The following is a 16,648-nucleotide window of genomic DNA, read 5'->3' as shown; positions in this document are numbered from 1 at the left end:
GGCCCTCACAGAAGGTGTCGGCGGTCGACGGCCGCGGCCAGCGCGGCGTGACCGGCGGGGTTGGGGTGGAGTCCGTCGCCGCTGTCGTACGCGGCCGCCATGCGCGAGGGGCGTTGCGGGTCGCGCAGCGCGGCGTCGAAGTCGGCCACGGCGTCGAAGACGTGCCCGGTCCGTACGGCGGCGTTGATCCGCTGCCGGACCTCCTCCAGTTCCGGAGTCCAGCGGATCCAGCCCTCGAACGGGGTGATGGTCGCGCCGACCGCCCGCAGACCGGAGTTGCGGGCACGCAGCACCAGTTGCCGGTACCCGGCCAGGACGCGCGCCGGATCGGTCTGGCTCGGCGGTTGCTGGAGGTCGTTGACGCCGAGGTGGACCAGTACGGTCCGCAGCCCCGGCAGCGACAGCACGTCGCGGTCGAAGCGGGCCTGGCCGCCGGGACCGAACCGGGCGTCGTCCAGCAGCAGCCGGTTGCCGCTGATGCCGAGGTTGGCGACGGCGGAGCCGGGCAGCCGCCTGGCCAACTGGTCGGGCCAGCGCAGATCGGCGTCGTCCGGCGTGCCCACGCCCTCCGTGATGGAGTCGCCCAGCACCGCGACCACCGGCCCGTGCGCCCCCGTCACCTCGACGCCCGTCAGCAGGAACACCGATGCGGTGCGCTCGCCGTCGACAAAGTGCGAGGCGTGGGTGTTGCGGTGGAAGGACAGCGGCCCGGTGGGGCCGGGCAGCCGGGTCTCCACCGTCAGCCGCGCCGCCTCGGCGGCCCGCAGGCCGTCGACCGGGTCACTGGTCAGCGAGGCGCCGGCGGCGAGCCACGCCTGGCGCCGCCCGCCGAACGTCACCGGTCTGCCGCCCGCCGTCACCGGGCCGACGAGGACCGGGACGGTGCCGAAGGCGTGCCCGTAGCGCAGCCGCACGTTCCCGCCCGCGGACAGCCGTACGTGCGCGGTGAAGGTGGCGTCGGTCAGGCCGGCGCCCGCCACCGTGTCGGTGGCGGTCGGCGCGGTCTGCGCGGTCGCCCAGGACGTCGTCCAGCGCGACCGGCTCCCGCCGCCCGACTGCTCGGCCGCCCGTGCACCGGGCGCCGCGGCCGCGACCGCCGCCAGAGAGGCCGCCGCCGTCAGTACCCCGCGTCTCGCGGGTCCCCGCCCGGTCACTGGGGGCACCCACCCGTCGGGTCGTACTCGCCGCCGTAGGTGCCGACCGAGTTCCCACCGGTGTTGCCGCTCATGGTGTTGGTGCACACCGGGCCCTGCGGGGTGCGCATGAACTTGATGCCGCCGCCCGCGTTGCCGGTGATGGTGTTGCCGTAGACGCTGGTGCCGGTGCCGTCGGTCGCGGTGTCGCCGCCGAGCCGGATGCCCGCGCCGACGTTGTCGTGAACGGTGTTGTAGCGGAAGATGTTGCCGCTGCCGCGCGCGTCCAGCCCGCCGGAGCTGGGGTCCTTCTGGCCGCTGCAGTCGTTGTACTCGACGTAGTTGTTGGTCGAGTTCTCCTTCACGTCCACGCACTCGTTGCCCCGGGTGGCGATGGTGTTGTGGTGGATGCGGTTGTTCCTGCTGACGTCGGGCGCCGCGTCCGGGGCGCCGTTCGCGCCCTGCTGCTCGGGGGCCGTGCCGAGGTAGATGCCCTCGCCGTTCTTGCCGCCCCCGCCGAACTTGAAGTCGGCGACCCCGCAGTCGGTGATGGTGTTCCCGGAGATGTCGGCGCCGGTCACCAGGTAGCGCACCCGCAGGCATTCGTCGGCGGCGTTCTTCAGCGTCATCCCGGTGATCCGCAGCGCGCCCACCCCGTTACCGGGGGTCGTGCTCATGACATAGATGAGTTTGAGGCGGTAGCCCGACACGTCGGAGGACGAGCCGTGCAGCCCGTCCACGGTGAAACCGCTGAGCGTCGTCGAGTCGTGCCGCACCTGGATGATGCGGGCGTCGCCGGCCCCCTTCACCACGGCGTTCGACGGGCCGGTGATGGTGACCCCGGAACGCTTGGTCACGACGTCCTGCTTGTACGTGCCCGCGGCGAGGTGCACCGTGGCGCCGGTCGGCGCCAGATCGACCGCCTTCTGGATCGTGGCCAGCGGGGAGCCCGCCGACGTACCGGAGTCGGCGTCGCTGCCGGACGGTGACACGTAGTACGCGGTGGCGGCCTCGGCGGCCACCGACGGCGGGGGGAAGGCGAGCGGCGCGCCGGCGGCGAGCGCGGCGACGAGGGTGGTGCGCAGGACACGGCTCATGGGGTGTGCCTCCTGGGGTCTGCGAAGGACAGGGCGAGCAGTACGGGGATGCTGGGGCCGAGGAGCAGGGGGCCCAGCGGTACGACGAGGGAGAGCAGCGCGGCGGAGACCACCGCGCCGAGCAGGGCGGTGCCCCGGGCCGGTGACCCGAAACCGAGGGCCAGCGCCCCGCGCGACCAGGTGCGGACCGTGCCGTCCGGCGAGCGGCCCGCCTCCGCCGCGAGCGCCACGTGATGGATGGCGAGTGCGGCGGCGATGCCCACCTGCGCGGCGAGCAGCACGAACGTCCACGGCTCCGAACGGCCCAGCAGATGGACGATGTTGGCGACCAGGACGAACACGGCGACCGTGGACACCAGCGAGTGCCGCCACAGGGCGCGCCAGTACCGGGGGAACGCGGTGAACGTGTGGACGAAACAACGGCTGTCGCCCTCCGCCCGCCACCGCTGCAGGGCGTACCCCATCGCGGCGAGCGCTGGCAGCCAGGTCACGACACCGAGCGCCAGCACGGTGAACGCGGCCCCGGCGGCGGCCGGGTAGGCGATGAACTCCAGCCGCCGCAGCAGCGTCGGCCAGCCGGACGAGAGGGTTGCCTGCATGATCAGCCGACCTTTCCTGTGTACGGCTCCGGGACGTCGAGCAGCACCCGGCCGTCCAGCTCCAGCCGGGTGGCCGCCACCACGTACGGGGCGCGCCCGGCACCGTCGAGCAGCACCGCCGCGGCGTCGGCCGACACCTCTGCGGTACGGATGCGGCGGGCGACGGGCGAGAGGAGCACCGTCTCCTCGCCGAGGACCACGCCCTCGCCCTCCGCGCACTCGGCCCGCCGCGCGTCGACCGGCCCGGGACCCGGGACGATCGCGGTGAGGAAGAGACCGCTCGACGAACGCGCGGTTGTCGCACGCAGGGTGTGCAGGGTGCGGGTGAGACGCAGTTCCGGCGTGCTGGACGTCGGATTGGCCTCGACCTCGGTGACCTCGGAGACGACCCGGGCGTCGAGCGGGGCGAATTGCCGCAGCAGCGCCGACGCCGCCCCGGACCGGATCAGCCGGCCGCCGTCCGGCCGCGGCTCGGTCGGCCGGTCGGTCTGGAGCAGGAACGTCCACTCCCGCTCCGCGTCCGCCTCGGCGAGGTCCAGCAGCACGAGCCGCCCCGACGGGGTGAACACCAGGGTCCGGTCCAGCCGCCGCACCCCGAGCGCCGGGTCGTACATCGCGGCGATCTCCGCCGTGGCGTGCGCCCAGCCGCAGTCCTCGGCGACCAGCACGTCGCGCTGCCGGGCCTGCCGCTCGTGGGGGACGTCCCGGTACACGTGGTACCGGTCCTCGTCCGCGTACCCCTGCCCGTCCACCAGCAGCAGATTGTGGTGCGCGGCCCGCTTGCGGTTGCTGTAGCCCTCGTCGACCGCGAGGAAACCGCCCTGCGAGACCAGCACGAACGAGCCCGAATCGGGGTGGTGGTGGCCCTGGTTGAGAGTGTCCCAGCCCTTCTCCGCCCGGTGCTTCGCCGAGGTCTCCCACGCCTTGTGGCCACCGCCCGGGCTCGCCTTGAACGAGACGAGCGTGGCGTCGTCGTCCCATCCGGTACGGGCGCAGAGCAGCCCGAGGTCCGGGAAGAACGCCCGCGTCGCGGTGGGCGGCGCGGCGGCCACGGACGGGTCGTACCAGAGGTGTTCGAGGTACGCCTCCGGCAGGATGCCCGGCCGCACCCCGCTCTCCGACGCCTCCTGCCACAGCAGTTCGCCCGAGGCGAGATCGCCCATCCACTGCGCCTCGGGGATGCCGTACCGGGCCGCGAGACGGTAGTACAGGGCGGCGCTGTGCCCGCTGCGCCGGTCGTGGCAGTCGCCGTGGTCGACGTTGAACGCGAAGCCGGGCGCCGTCTGGTGCAGCCGGTAACGGAAGGTGTTGCGGAGGAACCCGCCCCGCTCCCACCAGTCGATGCCCTCCGCCTCCTGGAGGAGGTCCAGGTGGATGGCGAGGAACGGCACCCCGTAGCGCCAGTAGACGACCCCCTCGGCGTGCGAACCGTCGTCCGGCATCAGGTCGAGGACCGTGCCGAGGTTCTCCCTGGCGCGCTCGGTCCACTCCTCCTTGCCCAGTACGTAACCGGCGGTCGCCAGGCCCGCGTAACAGATCCAGTTGTGGTTCTGCCAGTACGAGGACGACCACCAGCCGCCCTCGCTCGCCACCGCGAACTCGTACATCCGCCGTCCCTGGAGCAGCAGTTTGTACCGCAGCAGCGCCGCCACGTCGTCCGGCAGTTCGTCGCCGATCCACCGGTGGGCGAGCGCGAGGTGGTGCAGCAGCCAGCCGGCGTCCAGGTCGTGGTCCGGCATGTGCGCCCGGCCCCAGTGCGGCAGCCGCACCGCCGCCTCGATCCAGCGCCGGCTCTCCGCCAGATGGGCCGGATCGCCGCCGACCCGGTACGCGAGCGCCGGGTTGGAGGCGGCGGGCCCCAGCCAGGTGATGCTGGCGAGGGGATGGGTACGGGGCGGGGTCAGCCCGCGGTGGCGGGCGGCCTCCTCGTACAGCCGCGCCTCCTGGGCGGGGCGGGGGCCGGGCGGCGGGGTCGCCGAGAGCAGCAAGGGTCAGTCCTCCGTCCAAAACCGCGCGGAACTTCCGTCGGTCAGCGCGACGGTCAGCACCCCGTCGCCGTCCAGCCGCACCTCGCTCACGGCGGGGCCGGCCGATGCCGCCTGGTACACCGAGGCGAACGTGACCCGGTCCGACCGCGTGGTGAAGTCGACCCGGGTGCGCACCCGTTGCGGATCGTCCGCCGGGCCCGGACCCGGCCGGGTGACCGGGCGCACGGTCCGGCCCGGGGTGTGGGTGTGCCAGCCGTGCAGGATCTCGTCGCCGTACCAGGTGGTGCGCACCTCGCCCGAGGGCTGGAGCTGGACGTCCAGCGCGACACCGGGGCGCAGCTGCGCGGCCAGGCTCCGCTCGGTCCCGGCGTCCACGGTCAGCAGGTCGACCAGATAGCCGTCGCCGAGCACGACCCGGCGCACCGCCCGGACCCCCTCGTACGCCGTCGTCACCTCGGCGGTGACGGACGAACCGTCCGAGCCCAGCAGCCGGCCGGCGCACTCGGCCTGCTCCGAACCGCCCGCCCGGAACGCGGGGTGGGCCTCGGTCGAGGCGTACAGCTCACGGAACTCCATGTGCGCGTACGGCACCTGGCCGGGATCGGGCTGCCACGGGGTGGTGTCCCCGTACAGGTACAACGACAGCTTGTCGCGGTGCCCGTGCGAGCCGCCGTGCGGACCGAAGTCCAGCAGTGCGTGGACGCCCGCGTGGCGCAGCACCGCGTACCCGGCCGTCGGGAACACCGTGACCGGGCCGGGCGCCGGACGCTCCGCCAGCGGCGGCCCGGCGAACCAGCCGCCCAGCTCGCCGTCGAGTCCGTCGTCGCTCCCGCCGAGCTCGGCCCGGGCCCGCCCGGCCACCGCGTCCAGTGCGGGGGAGGGCACCAACTGCTGGGCCAGCGCCACGAGTTCGAGCCACTCCAGGGCGAGCGGACCGCGCAGGTACGGGCCGTCGTGCAACGCCGGGAGAATGCCGCCCGGGGTGGCGATCGCCACCAGCACGTCCGTCATCCCGGCCAGCACGTCCACCACATCGGACGGCAGGACCGCGGGGTCGGTGCCGCGCAGCGCCAGCAGCGCGGCCCGCAGCACGAACCCGTGGTAGTACGTGCTGCCCTCCCACTCCCAGCCGTCGTCGGCGACCGCGACCCGCAGATGCGCGTACAGCCCGTGCTCGCCCTCCAGCCACCGTTTCCCGCCATCCCACTCCAGGCCGCGTGCCGCGGCCGCGGCACGGCTCGCCGCCGCACCGGCCGCGTTGAGCCACGCGGTGTAGTTGGAGGCCAGGTGGCCCTGGCCGGTGAGCAGGTCCCGGGCGCCGAGAGCGGCCTCCTCCAGCGAGTCCAGCAGCGGCAGCACCCCGGCCAGGCCGTCGGTGGAGTCCTCGGCGAGCGTGCTCACGGCGTGCCCGATGTTCACCGCCCAGATGGCGTCGGTCAGCGCCTGGTGGAACAGCCGGCCGCGCAGCATCCAGCTCTGCGCCTCGCCGTGCCGCTCGGTGGCCAGCTCCGCGTACAGCCCGGCGTACTCCACCAGCCGCGCCACCGACTCGGCGCGCTCCCCGCGGTGCGCGAGCACCCGCAGGTGCCGCGCCCACGCCTGGTGCGACAGCACCAGCCAGGCGCCGCGCACCGCCTCGTCGTCCACCCGGCAGCCGTACGCGCAGCGCGCACCGCCCTCGGGGAACACCCCGGCCAGCAGATCACCGTGGTCGAGCTCCACGCCGTGCGCCGGGCAGACGTACGCGTGCCACCAGCCGCCCCGCTCCCGGGCGATCCGCCTCAACGCGGCCACACGCCACCGTCGATGTCCACCGTGGTGGCGGTCAGGAAGCCGGACGACGGCGAGGCCAGGTGCACGACCGCGGCGGCGACGTCCTCCGGCGTGCCGGCCCGGCCGACCGGGATGCCCGCCTCCATCGCCTGCTGCGCCTCGGGGGCGGTGAACGTGTCGTGGAAGGCGGTGCCCTTGATGAAGCCGGGGGCCACGGTGTTGACCGTGATTCCGGTGCCGCCGAGTTCCTTGGCCAGGCCCTTGGTGAAGCCGCGGACTCCGGCCTTGGCCGCCGCGTAGGCCACCGAACCGGGGCCGCCGCCGTTGTGCGCGGCCAGCGAGGACATGGTGACGATGCGCCCGGCCGGGGACTCCTTGAGGTGCGGCAGGGCGGCCCGCACGGTGCGGAACGTGGACGTCAGATTGGTGGAGAGGACCTTGTCGAAGTGGTCGTCGGACATCTCGGCGACGGTGGCCCGGCCGATCAGATGGCCCGCGTTGCAGACGAGGACGTCCAGGCCGCCGAGGAAGCCGGTCGCCTCCTCGACGAGCCGGTCCACATCGGCGGTCACCGTGACGTCGGCCCGGAACGCCTTCGCCCGGCGGCCCAGCGCCTCGATCGCGGAGACCGTCTTCGCGGCCTCGTCGGCGGAGGAGTGGTAGTGGACGGCGACATCGGCGCCGGCCTCGGCGAGGGCGACGGCGATGGCGCGGCCGATTCCGTGGCCCGCCCCCGTCACCAGTGCGCGGGAGCCGTTGAGATCAGCAGACATGGAGTGAGAACCTTTCGAGGACCGGCCGCTCGGACCGGAACCGGTCACTTGAGACCGGCGGTTGCGAATCCCTGCACGAAGTAGCGCTGGCCGATGAGGAAGAGGACGACCATGGGCAGGGTGGCCAGCGTGGTGCCGGCCATCAGGAAGTGCCACTGGGTGCCGTTCTCCGTCTTGAAGACGGAGAGCCCCACCTGGATCACCCGCAGGCTGTCCGTGCGGGTCACCAGCAGCGGCCACAGGAAGTTGTTCCAGGACGACTCGAAGGTCAGCAGTGCCACGGTGGTGAGCGCGGGCTTGACCTGCGGGGTCATGATGCGGGCGTAGATCCGGAACTCACCCAGGCCGTCGAGCCTGGCCGCCTCCTCCAGCTCCACCGGGAGGTCCAGGTAGAACTGGCGGAAGAGGAAGACCGCGAACGGGGTGACCGCGCCCGGGACGATGAGCGCCCACCAGGAGTCCAGCCAGCCGCTGCCGCCCTGGCCGAAGATGTCGTTGCCGCCGGCCAGCGGCATGAAGCGGACGATGAGGAACTCCGGCAGGACCTTGGTGTAGGTCGGGATCATCAGCGCGGCGATGAACAGGTAGAAGATGACCTCGCTGCCCCGGAACCTGATCCGGGCCAGCGCGTACCCGGCCATCGACGCGAGCACCACGTTGATCACGGTGTGGCTGAACGCGATGATGAAGCTGTTGCGCGCGTACGTCGCGAACGGCGCCGCCTTCAGCGCGTCGACGTAGTTCCCGAACGCCCAGTGCTCCGGCAGCAGTCCGGCGTCCTGCGAGGCGATCTCCACCGGCGTCTTGAGCGAGGTGAGCACCATCCAGACGAACGGCACCACCATGAGCAGGGAGACGACGGTGAGGGTCAGGTAGAGCGCGACCCGGCCGGCGGAGAGCGGCCTGCCGTTCCTGCGGGGCCGGGCCTTCGCCGCGATCCCGGGCCGTTGCAGCTCAGTTGTGGCCACGGGTGCCTCCCATGATCCGCCGGTTGACCAGGGTGAAGCCCATCAGCAGCACGAACAGCACCAGTGACTGCGCGCAGGCGTAGCCGACGCGGAACTCCCGGAAGGCGGACTTGTAGATCTCGTACGTCATCATCGTGGTGCTGTTGGCGGGACCGCCGTCGGTCAGGATGTAGATCTGGTCGAAGGACTGGAACGCGCTGATCATCGACGTGATGAGCACGAAGAACGTCGCGGGCTTCAGCAGCGGCAGCGTGATCGAGAAGAACTGCCGCACCTTCGAGGCGCCGTCCACCGAGGCAGCCTCGTACAACTCCTTGGGCAGGGACTGCAGCGCGGCCAGGTAGATGAGCATCTTCATCCCGATGCCCTGCCAGATGCCGACCAGGATCACCGACGGCATCGCCCACGAGGTCGAGGAGAGCCAGGCCGGTCCGTCGATCCCGAGGAACGACAGGAGCGTGTTCAGCAGCCCGTTGCCCGGGTTGTAGATCCACAGCCAGACCAGCGCGATGGCGACGGTCGCCGTCACCTGCGGCAGGAAGACCGCGGTGCGGAAGACGCCCCGCGCCTTCAGCCCGGTGTGCAGCGCCAGGGCCATCAGCAGCCCCAGCATCATGCCGAACGGCACGGTGAAGAAGGTGTAGACGACGGTGTTGACGATGGACTTGCGGAAGACCGCGTCGCCCATCATGTCCCGGAAGTTGTCCAGCCCCACGAACTGCGGCGGCGTCAGCACGTCGTACTTGGTGAAGGCCAGCACCACCGACGCGACGACCGGCAGACCGATCCAGAGCGAGGCGTGCAGCAGCGCGGGCGCCACCATGAGCATGCCTGCACGCTGCCTGCGGCGCCCCGGTCCCACCGGTGCGCGGCCGGGACGTTTTTTCGCGACCGGCTGCCCGGCGGGGGAGGGCGGCCGGGCGGGCCGGGCCTTGAGTACGGATGTTGCTCCCACGGTACGGGTCCTTACATCCGGCCGATGGCGGCCTCGGCGAGCCGGCCGAGTTCCGCGATGGCGTCCTTCGCGGACTGGCTGCCCACGATCGCGGGCTCCAGCGTGGGCTTGATCTTCTCGCGGATCTCCATCCAGGCGGCGGTTCCGCCCTCGGAACACGCGTCACCCATGCTCCGCAGGGAGAGGTCGACGAACTTGTTCTCCTTCACGTACGAGGTGTCGCTGAGGTCCTTCAGACCGGGCACCGAACCACGCTGCCTGGCGGCGCCGATGATCGACTCGGGCGTCGCCAGGTACTCGACGAGCGCACGGGCCGCCGCCGGGTGCTTGGAACTGGCGGACTGGGTGACGAGGGTGCCGCCCTGGAGCATCGCGGGCTTGCGGTTGGCGAGGATGAACGCCCCGAGCTTGTCGTCCTTCAGCAGGTCCGGCGTCTGCTCCTCGGCCTGCTTCCACAGCGCGCTGGTCGTCATCATCATCGACGCCCTGCCGGTCTGTACGTTGGACGGGGCGCCGGCGTCCGTCTTCTTGGCGTAGTCGGCGGAGCCGTCCTTGATGAGGTCCTTGAAGAACTGCAGGGCCTCGACGCCCCGGGCATCGGTGAACAGCACCTTCTTGCCGTCGGCGCTGAACAGTTGGCCGCCGTTGGCGAACAGGAAGGTCTCCCAGCACTGGCGCAGATCGATCGAGAACGGGTCGAAGCCGATCCGGCCGTTCCTGGTGAGCTGCTTGGCCACGGCACGCAGTTCGGCCCAGTTCGCCGGGGTCTTCTTGATGCCTGCCTCGGCGAAGTGGTCCTTGCGGTAGACGACGATGCGGGTGTCGAGGACGACCGGCAGCGCGTACAGCTTGCCGTCGTACCGGGACGGCTCCAGCACCCGCTCCTCGTAGTCGTGCGCGGCGGCGAGCTTCTCCGGCAGTTCGGCGATCGCCTTCTTCGCGGCGAACGGCGGGATCCAGCCCACGCCCATCATCAGCACGTCGGGCAGCAGACCGCCCGCGAGACCGGTGGTGATCTTCTCGTTGAGCTGCGCGTACGTGGTGTAGTCCACGTTCACCTTGACGTCCGGGTACTTCTTCCGGAAGCCGCCGAGGATCTCCTTCTCCAGCAGCGTCTTGCCGTCGGCGCCCTCGTAGATCGGGGTGAGCAGCGTGATCTCGCCCTCGGCGGGGCCGTCGGCCGAGCCGGCCGTCGACGTTCCCGTTCCGCATGCGCCGAGGGCTGCGGCAGCGGTGCCCGCGCCGATGGCGGCAAGCAACGACCGTCTTCTGAGTTCCATGGGACACCCCTTTTGAGGCGGAGGCTGTGGATCGATCCAGCGATGACATCCCGACAGTGGCTGGGAAGCGCTGGTAAATCGATGCAGTGATGCTAGAAACGCCCTCAGAGGGACGTCAACAGCTGATGCACATGAATTTTCGGGGATGTTAACTGGTGAACCGGTGAACCTTGTTCAGTAAATCGATACACTGCTACGGTCAGACGATTCCGAACCGGAGGTGGCATGAGCGGGGTAACGATCCATCAGGTCGCGGAGGCCGCCGGGGTCTCCGCGAGCACGGTCTCCAACGTCCTCAACGGGCGGACGAACCGCATGCAGGCGGCGACGCTGGCCCGCGTGGAGCAGGTGATCGAGCAGCTCGGCTACCGGCCCAACCGCGCGGCACGGATGCTGCGCACCGGACGCATCAAGGTCATCGGCCTCATCGTGCCGTCCGTCGCCAACCCCTTCTGGGGGGCGCTCGCACGGGAGCTGGAGGCCATCGCGCTCGCCGAGGGCTACCACGTGCTGCTCTGCAATAGCGAGCGCGACCCGGCCCGCGAGCTGAAGTACGGCGAGGAACTGCTCGCGGACGGGGTCAGCGGAGTGGTGCTCTGCTCCTCGCTGCCCTCGCTCGAACACGTGACGCCGCTGCTCAGCCGCGGTCTGAAGATGGTCGCCTTCGACCGTGCCGCGCAGGCGGGCGACCCGCCGTCACTGGCCTCGATCAGCGTCGACAACGCGATGGGCGCCGAGCTCGCCACCCGCCATCTGATCGAACTCGGTCACCGGAGGCTGGCGTTCGTCTCCGGTTCGGTCCACAGCGTCAACCGCCGCGAACGGCTGCGCGGCTTCCGGACGGCCCTGGAGTCGGCCGGCCTCGACCCGGCCGACGCGATCGTCTGGCCCGGCGCCGACACCGCCGAGTTCGGCGACAAGGACGCGGCCGAGCTGGGCCGGAACGCGGCCAGGGAGCTCCTCTGCGGCCCCCGCCCGCCCACCGCGTTCGTCGCCATCAACGACATGTGCGCGATCGGCATCTGCCGGGGGGCCAAGGACGCCGGACGCAGCGCGGGCCAGGACGTTTCCGTGGTCGGCTTCGACGACATCCTCCTCGCCGACCTCTTCGAACCCCCGCTCACCACGGTCCGCCAGCCGCTGCCGGAGATGGCCGCGGAGACGTTCCAGCAGCTGCGGGCCCGGATCGACGCGGCTCCCGCGGCGGGCCGCTCCCTGCTCATCCGGCCGAGACTGGTCGTCCGCGAATCGACGGCCCCGGCCCCGGTGCTCGGCTGCGCGTCGGCAACGGTGCCCGCGGCGAAGCGGTCGACGGAGGGGCAGCCTGCCTGAAGCGGGTCCCGGGAACGGCGTACGGGGACGCGGCTGCCCGGTCCGAAAGGGGCGGGTCGAGCCGGTGGGGAACGGGGCGCCGGTGGGGCGCCGTGCCGCCCGTCGACCTGCTGAAAGGGACGGTGCCGCGCATCGGTTGCCCGGACGCGGTCGCCTCGCTCCCCGGTGCCGAGCCCCTGACCGACCTCGAACGGCCCGGACGGATGTTCCAGGAGCCCAAGGGCTGTCATGTCCCCCTTCACGGCGAGGGGTTCATGCTGTGGCACGGCCGTCGGCAGGGCGGTCGCTCTTCCCGAGGAACGTGCCCATGAGGACGGCGCCGAGCACGAGGAGCGCGGCAGCGGCGGTGAGGGCGAGGGAGAAGCCCTCCGTCGCGGCGTGCGGGGAGCTGCCCCGTACGGCCGAGGCGTCGCCGTGGCGCGCGGCCAGGGCGACCAGTACCGCCACCCCCACCGCGCCACCGACCTGTTGAACGGAGCTCAGGACGGCCGAGCCGAGCCCGGCGTTCTCCTCGGTGGTGCCGGTGAGCGCGGCGACGGTCAGGGCGGGCAGACCCAGCCCGCATCCGAGGCTGGTGACGAGCATGCCGGGCAGCACTCCGGAGGCGTAGCCGTCGCCCGGTTCCACGCCGGACAGCAGCAGCAGCCCGGCCGAGCCGAGCAGGAACGACAGGACGAGGGCCGGGCGCACGCCGAGCCGGGCCACCGCTCGGGAGGAGAGCCACATGCCCGCGAGGATGCCGGCACCGTAGGGCAGGTAGGCGAGGCCGGCCGCGAGCGGGCGGTAGCCCAGCACGGTCTGCAGGTGCACCATCAGGAGGAAGGCCATCGCGTACATGGCGGCGGAGAACAGCAGGCTCGCCCCGTTGGCGACGGCGCGGATCCGGAAGGACAGGAACGACAGCGGCACCAGCGGCTCGGCGGTGCGTGCCTCGACCGCGACGAACGCGATGGCCAGGAGCACGGCCAGAACCAAGGACCCGACAACGGCCGGGTTCTCCCGGCCCGACTCCCCGGCCCGGAGCAGACCGTGGACCAGGGACACCAGGGCACCGGTGCCGAGTACCGCACCGGGTATGTCGAGACGCACCGCCTGCCCGGCCCGGCTCTCCGGGACCAGGCGCGGCAGCAGCACCACGGCCGCCAGGGCCACCGGCAGATTGATCAGGAAGATCCAGCGCCAGGACGCCAGGCCGGTCAGCGCGCCGGAGATCACCAGGCCCGCCGTGCCGCCCAGGGCCGCGATCCCGCCCCAGATGCCGAACGCCCTGGCACGCTCCTCGGTACCGGGGAACAGCAGCGCGATCAGCGCCAGCGAGGCCGGGGCGGCCATGGCCGCTCCCGTGCCCTGGGCGAACCGTCCGGCCACGAGCTGCCAGGGCTCCTGCGCGAGCCCGCAGACCAGGCTCGCCGCACCGAACAGCGCGACACCGGTCAGGAAGACGCGTCTGCGGCCCAGCAGGTCGGCCGCGCGGCCGAACAGCAGCAGCAGCCCGCCGAAGGCGAGGAAGTAGGCGTTGACGACCCAGGCCAGGCCCGCGGTGCCGAAGCCGAGGTCCTCGCGCATGCTGGGCAGCGCGACGCTCACCACGTTGTCGTCCAGGACGAGCATGAACTGTACGAAGCACAGCACCACCAGGGCGGGCCCGCGGCGCCCGAGGGCGTCGGCGGTGGACATGACCGGTACCGACGTCATGCCGAGCGTCCGGTACGTGTGAACGGATTCTGCGAACTGCGGCAGCGCCCATGGCGCGATGAGTGGTCGACAGGCATGCGGGCAACGCTATGCACCGGCCGTGCGGGCCGCTATGCGCCACCGGGCCACGTCATGTCGCGTTGAGGCCATAGGTTGGGGCCATGGCCGAGTATGTCGTGGGAGCCGTCCCGCCCGGGGCGGGCGCAATCGTCGTCGGGAACTTTCCGTTGGAGTCCGGGCAGTGGTTCGTCCCGCACAGCCACCCGCAGCACCAGTTGGCCTGGGCGCGGCGCGGTGTGCTCGGTGTCGCCGTCGGCGACACCCACTGGGTCCTGCCGCCCACACGGGCGCTGTGGCTGCCCGCGGGGGTCGTCCACCGGACCGGCGCGACCCGTGACGCGGTGCTGTGCAGCCTCTACTTCGAGCCGGACGGATGCGAGCTGAACTGGGCGGAACCCACACCCGTCGGCGTCGACAGGCTACTGGCCCACCTGATCTCCCACCTCGGCCGCGAGGACCTCCCCGATGACGCGCGGCTACGGGCCGAGGCGGTCGTGCCGGATCTGCTGCGACCGCTGCCGGCCACGCCCATCGACGTGCCGGACCCCACCGACGACCGCGTACGCGCCGTGGCCGACACACTGCTCGCCGACCCCGCGGACCCACGGAGCCTGGAGGCCCACGCCCGGGCCGTCGGAGTGAGCCGACGCACCCTGACCCGGCTGTTCGTCCATGACACCGGCATGAACTTCGACCGTTGGCGCACCCAGCTGCGGCTGCGTGCCGCCCTTCCCCTGCTCGCCGAGGGGCAGCCCGTCTCCCGGGTCGCACACACCGTGGGATACGCGACACCGAGCGCCTTCCTCGCGGCGTTCCGGCGAACCGTCGGTACGTCCCCGGGACGCTACCTCAAGGGCGACGCCTCGTTCGAGGCATCCGCCGCGAGCGTCGCCGGTGAATGACCGCGGCGGGCCCCGGCCAGCGGCGAGCGGACCGGATGGACCTCCGGGTCCATCGGCCTCCCGGCCCGTGGGTGGGGCACCACGGCGGTTACTGCATCGAAGGGTTTACTCCCGGCTCGCCCCTGTGCAGGACGTGAACGGTAGGCGGCGGGCGGCACAGTGGAGCGCGATCCAGGTTCTCCTGACGGCACTGCCTCGGAAGGCACTTCCATGCACTTCTCCGCCGACCGGCCCCGCCCCGCGCTGCGGGCCGTGGTGACCGGTATCTGCTGCGCCGCGGTGACGGCGTCCGTGATGGCCCCGGCCGACGCGGGTGCCGCCCCGCGCTCCGCGGCCGAAACCCCCGCACCCCGGATCGAAGCACCGCTCGGCACGGTGTTCCTGCCCAACCTCGACGACGACTCGCGCCGCTGCACACTGCTCCCCGGCGACCTCGACCGGCTGGACGTGGCCGTGGACGAACGCCTCGCGGCCTGCCACGACGCCGCGGACGAGGTGGTGAACGGCCCCGAGGACGCCAAGGACCTCACCCCGCTCCTGGTGCCGCCCACGGCGGTCGGCGAGGACGCCGTCGGCAGGCTCACGGTGCCCGCCGCGCAGCGGCCGTACGTCCGGATCTTCGTACGGGAGGGCGACCGGTACACCCCGCTCGGCACCGACGGGGCACTGACCGCGCGCGACCTGCGCCGCGGCGTGCGGCTCGCCGTCGAGGGGCGGGACGTCGTCCGCGACCGGACCCGGTGGGACGGCCGGATCGTCGTGACCCTCGCCGTCACCGACCGCGGGCGCACCGACAGCGCGCGGCTCGGGATGAGCGTCGCCCCCGTCCTCCTCCAGCACGACCTCCAGCGCGCCCGGCACGTCTTCGCCGCCGCCCCCGGGAAGGGTCCGGGACAGCCCGCGGAGGTCCCAACCGCCACCCGGGTGCCCGGCGGGTGGAAGGAGTTCGCCGGGTCGCTGCGCACAGCGACCCGCGCCGTGGGGCTCCCCGACCGCGAACTGCGGTTCCAGCCGGGCGGTGCCCAGTGGTGGAAGGACATCTGGCGGCAGGACATCGCCGAACCGGCCTATGCGACCAGGCCGGGCCCCGGCGGGCCGCAGACGATGCGGATCCTGCTGCGCTCGCCGAACTACTGGAAGTCCCCCGACGGCACGAGTGCGAGCCTGCGACGGGCCGGACGGCTCCTCTTCAAGGACCTGCGCGGGCCGGGCGTGGGCGTCGTCCAGCAGTACACCACCGACCGCCCGGACAACGTCGACGAACTCCTCAACTTCACCGGCAACATCGAGTCGCTGCCCCCGTACCGGGGCTACCCGAAGGGCCGCGTGGTGTACGGGAGCTCGGCGGACCGCCGCCCCGATCCGTCGTTCGTGCGGATGCTGCGCGACCAGCGGGAACAGCCGCCCGTGGTGATCGACACCTCATGGCTGCTGGTCGGCCACGCCGACGAGACCGTGCACGTCGTGCGCGCCGACAACGCGCGCGGCTGGACCCTCGCCGTCTCCGACCCCCGGCTCGCGATCGGGCTGCTGGAGAAGGTCCGGGCGGCAGGGGAGGGCGGGCAGCGGCTGTTCGCCGACACCGACGCGGAGGACAAGCCCACCGTCGACGAATTCCTGCGCTACGACGCTGCCAAGGGCGACAACGAGGACGCCGCACGCCGCATCGACGAGCAGGTGCGGGTGCTGCTGCGGGCGACCGGGCTGAAGCCCGCCGAACTGGTGCGACTGCCGGTGCTCTACTTCCGGGTGACCGACACGCCGGGGGCGAACGGCCGCCACATCGCCTTCTCCCCGGCCCTGGCCAACGGCCTGTCGCTGACGGCCGGGGACTTCGCGGCCCCCGCGCCGCACGGCCCCCGGCTCGCCGGGCGCGACCTGTTCCGGGCGGAGGCCGAGCGGCGACTGACGGCCAACGGCGTACGGGTGCACTGGGTGGAGAACTTCTCCTGGGCCCACCTCGGCGGCGGCGAGGTGCACTGCGCGACGAACGCGCTGCGCGACATCGGCCGGTAGCACGGCCGGATGCCGGATGCCGGATGCCGGATGCCGGCGCCGGTGCGGGCACCGGCACCCGGCCGTCGGCCTCCGGG

The 16,648-nt window shown here is 72.3% G+C and carries 13 protein-coding genes and 1 pseudogene; 4 read left to right on the top strand and 10 right to left on the bottom strand.

What is annotated here, in order from left to right:
* Positions 1–5: 5 nt before the first annotated feature.
* The 9 genes from ABZZ04_RS11300 to ABZZ04_RS11260 all read right to left on the bottom strand — a co-directional run bounded on the left by ABZZ04_RS11300 (position 6) and on the right by ABZZ04_RS11260 (position 10,566).
* Entirely contained in the window at positions 6–1,154 is a 1,149-nt protein-coding gene (locus ABZZ04_RS11300) for an SGNH/GDSL hydrolase family protein (protein WP_356931939.1), read from the bottom strand.
* The gene (locus ABZZ04_RS11295; protein ID WP_356931938.1) at positions 1,151–2,230 is read right to left on the bottom strand and encodes a DUF1565 domain-containing protein; all 1,080 of its coding nucleotides are present in this window, start codon (positions 2,228–2,230) and stop codon (positions 1,151–1,153) included. The genes ABZZ04_RS11300 and ABZZ04_RS11295 overlap by 4 nt, the downstream gene beginning before the upstream one ends.
* Positions 2,227–2,829 (bottom strand): DUF624 domain-containing protein, encoded by a 603-nt coding sequence (locus ABZZ04_RS11290; RefSeq protein ID WP_356931937.1) that lies wholly within the window; start codon positions 2,827–2,829, stop codon positions 2,227–2,229. The genes ABZZ04_RS11295 and ABZZ04_RS11290 overlap by 4 nt, the downstream gene beginning before the upstream one ends.
* 2 nt (positions 2,830–2,831) lie before the next feature.
* Complete coding sequence (locus tag ABZZ04_RS11285; protein WP_356931936.1) at positions 2,832–4,817, bottom strand: hypothetical protein; 1,986 nt, start codon at positions 4,815–4,817, stop codon at positions 2,832–2,834.
* A gap of 3 nt (positions 4,818–4,820) precedes the next feature.
* Positions 4,821–6,611, bottom strand: coding sequence for a heparinase II/III family protein (locus ABZZ04_RS11280; RefSeq protein ID WP_356931935.1), 1,791 nt, complete (start codon positions 6,609–6,611; stop codon positions 4,821–4,823).
* Entirely contained in the window at positions 6,599–7,363 is a 765-nt protein-coding gene (locus tag ABZZ04_RS11275; protein WP_356931934.1) for an SDR family NAD(P)-dependent oxidoreductase, read from the bottom strand. The genes ABZZ04_RS11280 and ABZZ04_RS11275 overlap by 13 nt, the downstream gene beginning before the upstream one ends.
* Before the next feature lie 44 nt (positions 7,364–7,407).
* Positions 7,408–8,331: a carbohydrate ABC transporter permease gene (locus tag ABZZ04_RS11270; RefSeq protein WP_356931933.1), complete on the bottom strand. Its 924-nt coding sequence runs from the start codon at positions 8,329–8,331 to the stop codon at positions 7,408–7,410.
* Positions 8,318–9,160 carry a sugar ABC transporter permease gene (locus ABZZ04_RS11265; RefSeq protein WP_356931932.1) on the bottom strand — a complete coding sequence of 281 codons (843 nt, stop codon included), beginning with the start codon at positions 9,158–9,160 and terminating at the stop codon, positions 8,318–8,320. Before ABZZ04_RS11265 ends, ABZZ04_RS11270 begins: the two co-directional genes overlap by 14 nt.
* A gap of 137 nt (positions 9,161–9,297) precedes the next feature.
* The gene (locus ABZZ04_RS11260) at positions 9,298–10,566 is read right to left on the bottom strand and encodes an ABC transporter substrate-binding protein (protein WP_356931931.1); all 1,269 of its coding nucleotides are present in this window, start codon (positions 10,564–10,566) and stop codon (positions 9,298–9,300) included.
* Between the two features lie 207 nt (positions 10,567–10,773).
* Here ABZZ04_RS11260 and ABZZ04_RS11255 point away from each other — a divergent pair.
* Together ABZZ04_RS11255 and ABZZ04_RS11250 are read left to right on the top strand one after the other, a co-directional pair.
* Positions 10,774–10,932 (top strand): annotated as a pseudogene (locus ABZZ04_RS11255) (LacI family DNA-binding transcriptional regulator); the annotation flags it as partial.
* A 24-nt stretch (positions 10,933–10,956) separates the two neighbouring features.
* Entirely contained in the window at positions 10,957–11,898 is a 942-nt protein-coding gene (locus tag ABZZ04_RS11250) for a substrate-binding domain-containing protein (RefSeq protein ID WP_356931956.1), read from the top strand.
* Positions 11,899–12,150: 252 nt separating this feature from the next.
* Here the strand turns inward: ABZZ04_RS11250 and ABZZ04_RS11245 are convergent, their stop codons facing one another.
* Entirely contained in the window at positions 12,151–13,593 is a 1,443-nt protein-coding gene (locus tag ABZZ04_RS11245) for an MFS transporter (RefSeq protein ID WP_356931930.1), read from the bottom strand.
* Between the two features lie 161 nt (positions 13,594–13,754).
* Here ABZZ04_RS11245 and ABZZ04_RS11240 point away from each other — a divergent pair, with 161 nt between their 5' ends.
* Both ABZZ04_RS11240 and ABZZ04_RS11235 read left to right on the top strand, forming a co-directional pair.
* Positions 13,755–14,555: a helix-turn-helix transcriptional regulator gene (locus ABZZ04_RS11240; RefSeq protein WP_356931929.1), complete on the top strand. Its 801-nt coding sequence runs from the start codon at positions 13,755–13,757 to the stop codon at positions 14,553–14,555.
* A gap of 210 nt (positions 14,556–14,765) precedes the next feature.
* Positions 14,766–16,571 carry a protein-arginine deiminase family protein gene (locus ABZZ04_RS11235; RefSeq protein WP_356931928.1) on the top strand — a complete coding sequence of 602 codons (1,806 nt, stop codon included), beginning with the start codon at positions 14,766–14,768 and terminating at the stop codon, positions 16,569–16,571.
* The last annotated feature ends 77 nt before the right edge of the window (positions 16,572–16,648 follow it).

Source organism: Streptomyces sp. NPDC006435, from assembly GCF_040612315.1.
Lineage (GTDB): Bacteria > Actinomycetota > Actinomycetes > Streptomycetales > Streptomycetaceae > Streptomyces.
This window is presented reverse-complemented; position numbering and strand designations above follow the sequence as displayed.